9 protein-coding genes and 1 pseudogene are annotated in these 11,978 nt (G+C 69.3%); 5 read left to right on the top strand and 5 right to left on the bottom strand.

Features of this window, described 5'->3' with window-relative positions:
- Nucleotides 1–347: pseudogene (locus GHC57_RS13475) on the top strand (integrase core domain-containing protein); the annotation flags it as partial.
- A gap of 147 nt (nt 348–494) precedes the next feature.
- Here the strand turns inward: GHC57_RS13475 and GHC57_RS13470 are convergent.
- Complete coding sequence (locus GHC57_RS13470) at nt 495–860, bottom strand: glyoxalase superfamily protein (RefSeq protein WP_153345092.1); 366 nt, start codon at nt 858–860, stop codon at nt 495–497.
- Nucleotides 861–976: 116 nt separating this feature from the next.
- Here GHC57_RS13470 and GHC57_RS13465 point away from each other — a divergent pair, with 116 nt between their 5' ends.
- Nucleotides 977–2,314, top strand: a complete 1,338-nt coding sequence (locus GHC57_RS13465) for an MFS transporter (protein WP_153345090.1) — start codon at nt 977–979, stop codon at nt 2,312–2,314.
- Nucleotides 2,315–2,429: 115 nt separating this feature from the next.
- Here the strand turns inward: GHC57_RS13465 and GHC57_RS13460 are convergent, their stop codons facing one another.
- On the bottom strand, nt 2,430–4,049 hold the full coding sequence (locus GHC57_RS13460; RefSeq protein WP_153345088.1) for a peptide chain release factor 3: 1,620 nt from the start codon (nt 4,047–4,049) through the stop codon (nt 2,430–2,432).
- A gap of 164 nt (nt 4,050–4,213) precedes the next feature.
- Here GHC57_RS13460 and ipdC point away from each other — a divergent pair, with 164 nt between their 5' ends.
- Nucleotides 4,214–5,866 carry an indolepyruvate/phenylpyruvate decarboxylase gene (ipdC, locus tag GHC57_RS13455; RefSeq protein ID WP_153345086.1) on the top strand — a complete coding sequence of 551 codons (1,653 nt, stop codon included), beginning with the start codon at nt 4,214–4,216 and terminating at the stop codon, nt 5,864–5,866.
- 71 nt (nt 5,867–5,937) lie between these two features.
- Here ipdC and GHC57_RS13450 read toward each other — a convergent pair whose 3' ends face one another.
- Complete coding sequence (locus GHC57_RS13450; RefSeq protein WP_343031177.1) at nt 5,938–6,375, bottom strand: helix-turn-helix domain-containing protein; 438 nt, start codon at nt 6,373–6,375, stop codon at nt 5,938–5,940.
- Between the two features lie 963 nt (nt 6,376–7,338).
- Nucleotides 7,339–7,569, bottom strand: a complete 231-nt coding sequence (locus tag GHC57_RS13445) for a hypothetical protein (protein WP_153345082.1) — start codon at nt 7,567–7,569, stop codon at nt 7,339–7,341.
- Nucleotides 7,570–7,652: 83 nt separating this feature from the next.
- On the opposite strand from GHC57_RS13445, the gene GHC57_RS13440 reads away from it, so the two are divergent.
- Nucleotides 7,653–8,927: a hypothetical protein gene (locus tag GHC57_RS13440; protein WP_153345080.1), complete on the top strand. Its 1,275-nt coding sequence runs from the start codon at nt 7,653–7,655 to the stop codon at nt 8,925–8,927.
- Nucleotides 8,908–9,753 (top strand): hypothetical protein, encoded by an 846-nt coding sequence (locus GHC57_RS13435; protein ID WP_153345078.1) that lies wholly within the window; start codon nt 8,908–8,910, stop codon nt 9,751–9,753. The genes GHC57_RS13440 and GHC57_RS13435 overlap by 20 nt, the downstream gene beginning before the upstream one ends.
- A 10-nt stretch (nt 9,754–9,763) precedes the next feature.
- Here GHC57_RS13435 and GHC57_RS13430 read toward each other — a convergent pair whose 3' ends face one another.
- On the bottom strand, nt 9,764–11,899 hold the full coding sequence (locus GHC57_RS13430) for an aminopeptidase P family protein (RefSeq protein WP_246152308.1): 2,136 nt from the start codon (nt 11,897–11,899) through the stop codon (nt 9,764–9,766).
- Nucleotides 11,900–11,978: the final 79 nt, after the last annotated feature.

The following is an 11,978-nucleotide window of genomic DNA, read 5'->3' as shown; positions in this document are numbered from 1 at the left end:
GGGCCGTTTCCGGGCGGGGCGCTGATCCACCACAGCGACCGGGGTGTGCAGTATCTGTCGCTGAAGTACACCGAGCGGCTGACCGACGCCGGCGTGAAACCGTCCGTGGGCAGCGTCGGTGACAGCGACGACAACGCCCTGGCCGAGACCGTCAATGGCCTCTACAAGGCCGAGGTCATCAACCCGCGCGGCCCCTGGTCCGAGTCAAGGCCGTCGAGTTCGCCACCCTCGAATGGGTGGACTGGTTCAACCATCGCCGCCTGCTGGAGCCGATCGGATACAGACCCCCCGCCGAGGCCGAAGCCCGCGATCATGAGACCCTCAAGGAGACCACGATGGCGGCGTAGGTCTCACACCAACCAGCCTCCGGCAAACCCGGGGCGGTTCAGGTTTTGTCCTGGCTCGTCAGAACAATAGCCAGACGCCGCTTCGCGGCGCCGGTACAGCCGCACCGGCCGCCTAGCCTAAGAGGTCACGTCATAGGCCGGGCGGGTTCAGCCCTCCTCCCAGAACCGCAATCGGTTGCCGAAGGGGTCGGTGGCCTCCATGACGTGACCGCCCCAGGGCGCGGGGTCCAGGCCCGGCCGGTTGAACCCGTAGCCCTTGGCCGAGATCTCCGCGTGATAGGCGGCCAGCCCCGTCGCCGCCACGAACACCGTGCCGCCCGGTGTGCAGTCGCCGTGGTGCTCGGTCAGGTGCAGCCGCATCCCGCCCCGGGAGACCTGCATGTAGAGCGGCGTTGCCTCCTCCAGCCGGTGACGCCAGTCCACCGCAAACCCCAGGAACCCGCCATAGAAGTCCAGCGCCTTCGCCTCGTCGAAGATGCGCAGGATCGGAATCGCGGTGAAGGTGGCGGGCATGATCGAACCCTTTCCATGATGGCCGGTCGTCGGGCCGGGGCGAATCGTGCGACCCTGCGCTGACGGCGGCCATGGCGGCCAGCGAGGATGAACCAGGACGTGCGAGGGGGCGGCCCATGTTTCAAGTGCTGTCTGGAGTCTGGGCGCTGCTGCTTGGCATCGTGCTCATCATGCTGGGCAACGGCATGCATTTCACCCTGATCGGCCTGCGCGGCGGGATCGAGGGCTTCTCGGCCGCCGAACTGGCCATCGTCACGTCGGGATACTTCGTCGGCTTCCTGTCGGGCGCGCGCCTGACCCCGGCGCTGATCCGCCGGGTCGGACATGTGCGCGTGTTCGCGGCGCTGGGCAGCTTCATGTCCGCCGGGCTGATCGCCTTCACGCTGCTGGCCGAGCCGTGGGCCTGGACGCTGCTGCGCATCCTCGTGGGCTTCTGCATGTCCGGCATCTACGTCACCGCCGAAAGCTGGCTGAACAACGCCAGCACCAACGAGACGCGGGGCAAGGTGCTGTCGGCCTACATGATCGCCCAGACGCTGGGGATCATCGGGGCGCAGGGCCTGTTGACGCTGGGTGATGCCGCCACGGCCGCGCTGTTCATCGGGGCGTCGATCCTGGTGTCGATCTCGTTCGCGCCGATCCTGCTGACCGTCAGCCCGATGCCGGCGGTCGAAGTCGCCCGCCCCATGTCGCTGCGCAATCTGTTTTCCGGGTCGCCGCTGGGGACCGTGGGGATCTTCCTGCTGGGGAGCGTCTATGCCACGCAATCGGGCATGGGCGCGGTGTTCGGCAGCGAAATCGGCCTGTCGGCGGATCAGATCGCCCTGTTCGTGGCCATGCTGTTCGCGGGCGCCCTGGTGCTGCAATACCCCATCGGATGGCTGTCCGATCGGGTGGACCGGCGCAAGCTGATCTTCGGCGCGGCGGCCCTTGGGGGCGCCTCCTGCACGCTGGGCTGGCTCGGCGGTGGTGGTCTGTGGTCCCTGATGGCGGCCGCGTTCCTGGCCGGCGGGGTGACGACGCCGCTCTACGCCCTGCTGCTGGCCTATACCAACGACTTCCTTTCGGCCGAGGAGATGCCGGCGGCCTCCGGCGGGCTGGTGTTCACCTTCGGGCTGGGGGCCATCACCGGGCCGCTGCTCACCGGCTGGGCCATGCAGGCGCTGGGGCCGTTCGCGTTCTGGCTGGTGCTGGGCGCGACATTCGGGGTCACGGCGCTGTATGCGCTCTATCGCATGACCCAGCGCGCCACGCTGTCCGTGGACGAGACCGAAAGCTATCTGGGTGTGCTGCCCACCGCCTCGCCCGTGGCCGTCGAGGCGGCCGGCACCTGGGCCGCCGAACAGGCCGAGGCCGCCCGCGAGGAGGCGGCGGAAGCTGCGGAGGCAGAGGCGGAGGCGGAGGCAGAGGCAGAGGCAGAGGCAGAGGCGGATGACTCCCCACCGTCATCCTGAGGCCGCAGCGCGGCCGAAGGGCCTCGGGCCGGGGGGGGCGCCTCTGCCGCGCCACTCACGCCGCCCGAGATCCCTCCGCCCCTGCGGGGCGTTCGGGATGACACGGGAACCCGCGCTACACCGCCGGTTCGCGCGTGTTGCGGAACCGCAGGTCCGGGAATTCGTCCTGCGCCTTGTTCAGGTGCCAGGCGTTGCGGGCCATGAACACGGGCGCGCCGTCGTGGTCCTCGGCGACGGCGGACTGGTTGGCGTCGATGAACTTCTTCACGAGGCGCGGATCATCGCCCTCGATCCAGCGCGCGGCATGGAGCGGCGTGGATTCAAAGATCACCGGCACATCGTATTCCGTGCGGATGCGGTCGGCCATGACATCGAACTGCAGCGAGCCCACGACGCCGACGATCCAGTCCGCGCCGATCATGGGCTTGAACACGCTGGCGACACCTTCTTCGGCGAGCTGCTGCAACGCCTTGCCGAGATGCTTGCTCTTCAGCGGGTCCTTGGGCCGCGCCTTCTGCAGCATTTCCGGCGCGAAGGCCGGGATGCCGGTGAAGCGCAGCGCCTCGCCCTCGGTCAGCGCGTCGCCGATGCGCAGGTTGCCGTGGTTGGGCACGCCGATGATATCGCCGGCGTGGGCTTCCTCGGCCACCTCCCGATCGCGGGCCAGGAACAGCACCGGGTTGTGCATGACCATGGCCTTGCCGGTGCGCACGTGGGTCAGCTTCATGCCGCGCTTGAAGTGGCCCGAGCACAGCCGCACGAAGGCGATGCGGTCGCGGTGCTTGGGGTCCATGTTCGCCTGGATCTTGAACACGAAGCCGGAGACCTTGGACTCGTCCGGGGCCACGGCGCGGTCCGCGGTGGGCTGGGCGCGCGGCGGCGGGGCCATGGAGGCCAGCCCCTCCAGCAACTCGCGCACCCCGAAGGTGTTGATGGCCGAGCCGAAGAAGACCGGCGTCATGTGGCCTTCGCGGTAGGCCTGGAGCGAGAACTCCGGGCACAGGCCGCGCGCCATCTCCACCTCCTCGCGCAGGGTGTCGGCCGCGCCCACCGGCAGCATGGTGTCCAGCTTGGGGTCGTCCAGGCCGGAGCAGGACTCGCCCTCGTGCGGCAGGCCGCCCTTGGAGCCCTTCTCCAGCAGCACCAGCTTGTCACGGAACAGGTCGTAGCAGCCCTTGAACGCCTTGCCCATGCCGATGGGCCAGCTCGCCGGGGTCACGTCCAGGGCCAGCGCCTGTTCGATCTCGTCCAGGATGTCGAACGGATCGCGGGCCTCGCGGTCCATCTTGTTGACGAAGGTGACGATGGGCACGTCGCGCAGCCGGCACACCTCGAACAGCTTGCGGGTCTGTTCCTCGATGCCCTTGGCGGCGTCGATCACCATCACCGCCGAGTCCACGGCGGTCAGGGTGCGGTAGGTGTCCTCGCTGAAGTCCTCGTGGCCCGGGGTGTCGAGCAGGTTGAAGACGCAGTCGGCGTATTCATACGTCATGACCGACGAGGCGACCGAAATGCCGCGCTCGCGCTCCACTTTCATCCAGTCGGAATGCGCCCGCCGCGCCTCGCCGCGCGCCTTGACCGCGCCGGCCATCTGGATGGCGCCCCCGAACAGCAGCAGCTTTTCCGTCAGCGTGGTCTTGCCCGCATCCGGGTGGCTGATGATGGCGAAGGTGCGACGGCGCGCGATGGTGTCGTCGGCGGGGCGCGCGTCGAGGGGGACGGCGGGCTGCGTCATGGTCGGACCGAAACCGTGTCTGGAAGAAAGGGCGCCGGACTCTGCGACCTTGCGCGCGCGAACGCGAGTCCTTTTTTTGCCGGCCGTTTTGGCCAGCACCCTTTTGGTTTGACCCGCCCGGACGGGCGGGGTCTGATCCCCTGGCAACAGACAGGAGGTCCGCCATGACCCGGCCGCTCGCCCGCGTGCTCATCGACGCCCTGGCCGATCACGGGGCGCACGAGGTGTTCGGCATCCCCGGGGACTTCGCGCTGCCGTTCTTCCGTCACCTGGAGCGGGCGGCCGACCGCCTGCCGCTCTACACCCTGGCGCACGAACCGGGGGTGGGTTTCGCCGCCGACGCCGCGGCGCGCTGGCATGCCGGGCTGGGGGTGGCCTGCGTCACCTATGGGGCGGGCGCGCTGAACATGGTCAACCCGATCGCCGGGGCGTTCTCGGAGAAGTCGCCGGTGGTGGTGATCTCGGGTGCGCCCGGGGTGAACGAGTCGGCGCGCGGCCTGCTGCTGCATCATCAGGCCAAGACGCTGGACAGTCAGTTGCGGGTCTACCGCGAGATCACCTGCGACCAGGCGGTGCTGGATGATCCGCAGCGGGCCCCGGCGGAGATCGCGCGGGTGCTGCGGTCCTGTCGGGAGCAGAGCCGGCCGGTCTATATCGAGATTCCGCGCGATCAGGTGGATGTGCCCTGCGCGCCCGTGGACCCGCTGCCGCCGACCCCGGTGGAGGCGGCGGCGGTCGATGCCTGCGCCGACGAGGTGCTGGCGCGCCTCGATCGGGCGGACCGGCCGGTGCTGCTCGTGGGCGTGGAGGTGCGGCGCTTCGGGCTGGAAGCGCGGGTGGCGGATCTGGCCACGCGCCTGGGCATCCCGGTGGCGACCACGTTCATGGGCCGGGGCCTGCTGGCGGAGAGCGCGGCCCCGCTGGTGGGCACCTACATGGGTCTCGCCGGGCGCCCGGAGGTGCGGACGGTGGTCGAGGAGTCCGACGGCCTGCTGATGCTCGGCGTGCTGATGTCGGACACCAACTTCGGCGTCTCGGGCGAGCGCGTAGACCCGCGCGCCACCATGCTGGCGGCGGATCGATCGGTGCGGGTCGGGTTCCACGTCTATCCGGGCGTGCCGCTGGCCGATCTGATCGACGCCCTGCTGGCGCGGGCGCCGGGTCCCGGGGCCGGGCGCGCCGCGCCGGTGCTGCCCGCGCAGCCCGACCCGCCGCGCGGCCTGATCGCGGATGACGCTCCGGTGCATCCGCGCGACATCGCCGCCGGGGTCAACGATCTGTTCGCCGAAACCGGCCCCATGCCGGTGGCCGCCGACATGGGCGACTGCCTGTTTACGGCCATGGACATGGTGCAAACGCCGCTCGTGGCGCCGGGCTACTACGCGACCATGGGCTTCGGCGTGCCGGCGGGCATGGGGGTGGCGGCGGCCAGCGGGCGGCGGCCCCTCATCCTGGTGGGTGACGGCGCGTTTCAGATGACGGGCTGGGAACTGGCCACCTGCGCCCGGCACGGCTGGGCGCCCATTGTGGTGGTGTTCAACAACGCAAGCTGGGAGATGCTGCGCACCTTCCAGCCGGAGGGCCGTTACAACGACCTGGACGTGCTGCCTTTCGCGCGCCTGGCGGCCGGCCTGGGCGGGCGCGGGTACAGCGTGTCGACACGCGCGGAGCTGGCGGCCGCCCTGCGCGAGGCGCGGGCCGACACGTCGCGCTTCCAGCTTCTCGACGTGGCCATTGCTCGGGGCGAGATCTCGGACACCCTGGCCCGGTTCGTGGCCGCCATCAAGCAGGCGAACCGGCCGCTCGGGACGCGGTGACCCGTCATTGATGTGCGCGCACCCGTCGCGGCCAGGACCGCCCCCGCCGCGGCGGGGGAGCCCGCATGGCGTCAGGCGCTCGGGTCGTCGGCGTCGGACGGATCGTCCGCGGCTGTGCCCGGAGAGACGGCCGCGGTCAGGAACTCCAGGATCTTCTGGCGGACCGCGTCGTTCGGCAGCCGGTTGTAGGCCGTCATCAGGCGCAGGGCCTCGCTGGTCAGCGCCGGATCAACCTCGGCGTGCTGACCGGAAAAGCCGCGCTGCCGAAGAAGATCATCGTCGATATCCTGGAAGAAGAACGAGATCGGGACATCCAGGTGATTGGCAATGTCGAACAGCCTGGATGCAGACACACGGTTCGCCCCGCGTTCATACTTCTGAAGCTGCTGAAACGATATTCCGATGGACTGCGCCAGGTCCTGCTGCGTCAGACGCAGCATTGCGCGCCGCAAACGAATACGATCTCCAACGTGAACATCGATGGGATCGGGTCCTTCCCCTCTGGCCACAGTGGATCTCCCTCCCAGGGCACATGCCAACTTCGAGCACCAAAAACGCCGGTTGCCGCTTCTCAACCGGAATTTGATTCCAACCCGGAACCTTCAATCGCCCGACTTAAGAAGCCTATCGGTTTCTCGATTTGTTAGCAAGTCGCGAAATACAGTTGGATCATGTTCAGAAATCCCTAAGAACACATTAAGTTGCGACCATGCCGATTTCTGTGCGCGCCGAGCGCAACGAAAAGGCTCGCTGGCGGGGCCCGCCGTGGGGTGTGCGGCGGTTCATGGAGAGCGAAACCGGGACCCCGAAAACAACCAGGACACGGGCGAATGATGTGTCCGGCGGCCTGTTTCGCGCCAGGGCCCCGAACGGCATCGCGTGGTTGTATCGAAACGTCGCCTGGGGGTGCGACTGGGGCGGCGTCTGACCTGCAGAAGGCTTTAGGGCGCGCGCCCAATAACCGATGACTTGGATCACTTGCCCGGGAAGCGTGCGGTTCCGCATATACTTCGCATATATCGATGGATGCCCTTGCCTCATCATCGGCGATCCTGTCTTATGCTTTGCGGAGTTCCACGTTCTCAAGATGCGTATTGGTTGGCATGGTCCCGCCACCGGACGTATTGATGCTGCAGTTGAGGCGGCGGGGTTGAGGCGGTGGCTGTGGTTTCGCAGTCGATGGACGAGCACACCACCGCGATGGGTCACGCGGCAACAATGGCGCAGGGGCGCAGGGGCACGGAACGGGGCGTAGGGGCACGGAACGCCGGTGCGTGGGCCGGGCACGGGCGCCTGAGGAGTCGCCTCCCAGGCGAAGCACGGGCCGGGGCCGGCGTTCTGGAGAGGCCAGGGGGGCGACGGGTATGGCGGGGCGGTCGCGAATGCAACCGGACTGTGACAGAGAGACCTTCTGCCGGAACGGGGCAGGGCCGGGCGGACCGCGCCGGCGCCCCGGTTGGCGGGCGCCCGCCTCAGTGCACCCGCGATTCGTCGAGTCTCGACATCATCAGGGCGCCGCCGCTCTCGTCGGTGCGCAGGCAGGCGCTCTCGGCCGCGGACACGGCGGCGATAAAGGCGGCGATCCGTTCGGATGTTTCGGTGTCGCCGCTGCGGCGCGCGCTGTCCTGAAGGCGAATGGCCTCGAACAGCAAATCACCGATCCTGTTGCCGAGTTCCTGGTCGATGGTTCGGTCGTTCAACATGGACACCCTCTCTGCCCCCCCCGGGGCGTTCGGTCTCGTTGTCGGGACGGGATCGCCTCTGTACTGCTCGGGCGAAAAATAGAATGCACAGTCCTGACAATGATATCCCCGATTGGGACAAAACTTTTACGGCGCGATGGCAGGCCGCCATCAAGCGGGAGTTCGGGTCCGGCAATGTTGCCGCGCATAAATTGTCGCGGGAGGGAATTAATCCAACGACGGTCAAGTCCTGGTTCAAGAATGGCGGCCGCCCGACCGTCGCCAACCTGTGTCTGGTGGCGCGGGCCGCCCGGGATCCGTCCGCGTTCATGGTCGAGGTCTGCGGCGACGAGCCGTGGGCCCGGGAACTGGGGGTCGCCGTGCAACGGCGCCGACTGGCGTCGGCGGAACTGTCGTTCATGGCCGCCCGCGCGCCCGTGCAGACCGATCCCGGTGTCGTCATCCGGGCGCTGACGGGCCCGGTGCGGCGATATCGGCTGGTCACCGAGACCGGACAGGTTTCACCGTCGGCGGACTGTCCGGAAGAGGCGGCGCTGTCGTTCGTCGATCTGGACAGCGCCCTGCGCACGCCCGCGGTGGATCATGTCCTGCGGACACGCGGCTGGGTGCTGATCGAGGAAGAGGACGGGGACGACCAGCCGCTGATCGTGCGGTGCGATGCCCTGTCGGTCGCGGCGGGTGCGTGCGAAGCTCTGATCGACGTTCTGGAACGCGAACTGCCCCGCGCCGGCGCGGTGCTGCGGGTGTTCATCACCGACTGGGTCGATTTCCCCTGCGCCAACCTGTATCAGCTCGCGACCGAACTGGAGCGCATTCGCCAGATTCAGGCGTTCTGTTCGGCGGCCGATGCCGGCGCGTCGCAGACCGTGCGGTTCGATGGGATGAGCCCGGGCTCGGAGCGCCGGTCCCTCGACGAGATCCCGCAGAGCGGACGGGCGTTCATGCGGATCTGGAAAGAATCCGGTGGCATCGTGGACTCCGACCTGATCCAGCGGGTGGAGCAATCCGCCCTGTTCGACATGGGCGGCGTGTTCGGCGTGCAGGACCAGAGATTCCGAGTCGCCTATGTCGGTCCCAAACTCCGGCTCCCCGTGGGGATGACCCGCGAGCGGATCACCGGCCATGACCTGCTGGAAATACAGCCCTCCAGCGGCTTCGGCGCCATGGTGGCGTCGCACTACGCTTTGGCGGCCCGGGAGCGGGCGCCAGTGGTACATCTCGTGCGTGTTACGCGTCAGCGTTCATACCGGCGCGTAAGCTACCCCATCTTCGACCCGCGCGGTCGCAAGGTGGTGGCCATCATCGGGTTTTCCGATGCACGCAACACAGAGGTGTCCAATGACTCAGCACACACATAACAGCGCAATTCCGGTGCCGACGTTCCTGGAGGATGGGTTCGGTCGGGAACGCGAGGTGCAGCGGCGGGTGACGCGCGAGATCGTCCGCCGCGCCGTCCGGCTTCAGTCCCTGGGCCTTGAGATCGGCGTCAGCCGCGACTTCTGGCCGCTGGTCGAGGCGCCGGCCCAGGCGGGGGAAACCAACCAGCGCATGCCCCTGGTCGATCCCGCGTGTCAGTCGTCGCTGGAGGACGGCACCGCCTTCTGGGTGGGCTGCTGGCGGGACGGCCACATCGTGGCGACGACGGCCGTGCGGCTGCGGCCCGTGCCCACCAGCCTGCGGGAGGAGATGGAGAGCCTCCGCTTCTTCTACGACGACCCGGCGCTGGTCCCCGAGGGCACGTGGTGTCGGGTGGATGCCCCGTCCGCCCGCGCCATTTCCGGGCTGGTGATGTGCTCGGTCGGGGTCTGGACCGCCAAGGCGGAGTCCGGGCAGGGCCTGGCCGAGACGGTCTCGCAGCTTGCCAAGCTGATCGGCGTGGGCCTGTGGGATCCGGACTACCTCATCGGGTTCAGCATGATGGACCTGCTGCGGAAGTTCGCCTTCCACAAGTACTGGCACAGCACGGCCGAACTGGGCTTCATGCTGGCGGCCCCCCTGTGCACGCTGCCCGAGACGGCCTGCCTGCTGAGCACGACGCGGCGCGACTTCCGCGAGCAGCGCCTGGGGCTGAGCGGTCTCAGCGCCGTGCGACCCGCCGCCCATGCGCCGGATGATCCGGTGTGGCTCGACACCCTGACCCGTGCCGGGGTGAGTCCGGCCGGTCCGGGGGCGCGCACCCAGTAACCCCGTCGCGTCAGGAGGACGCGGACGGGACGGCGGGCGGCGTGGCCTCAGGGCCTGTCCCGTCCGCCGTCTCCGGCGCCAGCGGGGCCGTGGCCTGTGCCAGCCACGCGCGGGTGTCGTCGTCCACCAGGGGGCCGATCTCCCGCAACACGCGGGCGTGATAGGCGTCCAGCCACGTGCGTTCGGCCACGGTGAGGGCCGCGACATCGATCAGCCGCCGGTCGATGGGCGCCAGCGTCAGGGTCTCGAACCGCAGCAGGGGGATTTCGGCGCCCGCCGGCGGCTCGGTCACGGGGGCGACGGCCACCAGATTCTCGATCCGGATGCCGAACGCGCCCGTCTTGTAGTACCCGGGCTCGTTGGAGACGATCATGCCCGGGTCCAGGGCGACGCTGGACGGGCGGCGGGAGATCCGCTGCGGCCCCTCGTGCACCCCCAGGTAACTGCCGACGCCGTGGCCGGTGCCGTGCTCGAAGTCCACGCCGTCGGCCCACAGCGCCACCCGGGCCAGGGTGTCCAGGTGCGAGCCCGTGGTGCCGCGCGGGAAGGTGACGGTGGCCAGGGCGATGTGTCCCTTCAGCACCTGCGTGAACCGGCGGATCTGCTCCCGGGTCGGCGTGCCGATGGGAACGGTGCGGGTCACATCCGTGGTGCCGTCGCGGTACTGGGCGCCGCTGTCCACCAGATAGAGCATGTCCGGTTCGATGCGGCGGTCCGTCTCCGGCGTCACCCGGTAATGCACGATGGCGCCGTTCGGGCCGGCCCCGCTGATGGTCTCGAAGCTGGGGCCGCGAAACTGCTGGGCCTCGGCCCGCAGCGCATGCAGGGTCGCCACCGCCGACATCTCGGTCTGGGTGCCGCGCGGCCCCTCCTGGTCGAGCCAGCACAGGAACCGCACCAGGGCAGCGCCATCCCGCACATGGGCGGCGCGGGCGCCCTCCAGCTCGGCGGGCGTCTTGCGGGCCTTGGGCAGGGCGATCGGATCGGCGCCGAGCCGCACCGAGGCCCCCGCCCGCGACAGCCGGTCCCGCACCCATTGAGCGCAGGCATCGGCATCCAGCAGCACGCGGCGGCGCTGTCCACCCAGGGTGTCGAGTGCGTCCGCCAGGGCGGACGGGGCGCGCAGCGTGATGTCCGGCCCGAGCTGGGCCAGCACCGGCCGGGGCAGCTTGCGGCCGTCCATGAACAGATCCACGGCGCCGTCGCCGTGCAGGATGCCGAACCCGAGCGGCAGCGGCGTAAACGGGACATCCGCCCCGCGGATGTTCAGCAGCCACGCCAGCGATGCGGGATCGGTGATGACCATCGCCGTCGCGCCGGCGTCCCGCAGGTCCCGGGCGATCCGCTGGCGTTTGTCGGCGCTCGACCATCCCGCCAGCATGTCCGGATGCGGGATCACCGGGCCCAAGGGCGGCGGCGGGCGGTTCTGCCACAGCGTGTCGATGGGGTTGACGGGTAGGGGGACGCACTGCGCCCCGGCCTTTTCGCACACCCGATTGCGGCGATCCACCTCGCTGACCGTGTGAAGCCAGGGGTCGTATCCCAGCTTGTCGCCCCGCGCCAGGGTCTTCGCCAGCCAGTCGTTCACCGAGGTGTGGGCCAGCGGAACAATGTCCCACAGGCCGGTGTTCACCTGTTCGGCGGCCTGCAGGGTATAGCGCCCGTCCACGAACAGCGCCGCGCACCGGGGCGTGACCACAGCCACACCCGCCGAGCCCGTGAACCCCGTCAGCCAGGCCAGGCGCTCGGCGTTGCTGGCCACGAACTCGCCCTGATGGGCGTCGGCCCGGGGCACGACCATGCCGGTGACCTTGTGGCTGCGCAGGGACCGGCGCAGCGCGTCCAGGCGGCTGCCATCGCGGGCCCCGGACGGGTCGGGCGGCGGTGGCTCCAGGGCGCGCCGGGACTCCTTGAGCGCCTCGACCAGCGTGGCGGGGCGCGGGGGCACGGTGACCAGATCCATCCAGGCGTGGTCGGTGCCCCAGGGTGTGGCCGCAATGCCGGCCATCAGGGCCCGCAGGGCCTGACGCTCCGGGCAGGGCCGGTTGGCCTGTTCCAGCAGCGCGCAAAGGCGATCCAGAGCGGCATCGGCGATCTTTGAGGTGGCAGGCGGACCGCCCCGGCCCAGCGTGGAAGAGTGGGTCATCGTGTCTCATGTCCAGGGCGCCGGGGCGCGAACTCATCGAATTCTGTCACATGATCGGTTTGACCCGCCCGGTCAAGCG

It is taken from the genome of Roseospira navarrensis, assembly GCF_009601025.1.
Lineage (GTDB): Bacteria > Pseudomonadota > Alphaproteobacteria > Rhodospirillales > Rhodospirillaceae > Rhodospira > Rhodospira navarrensis.
The sequence above is the reverse complement of the archived record's forward strand: the minus strand, read 5'-3'. Positions and strand labels throughout refer to the sequence as shown.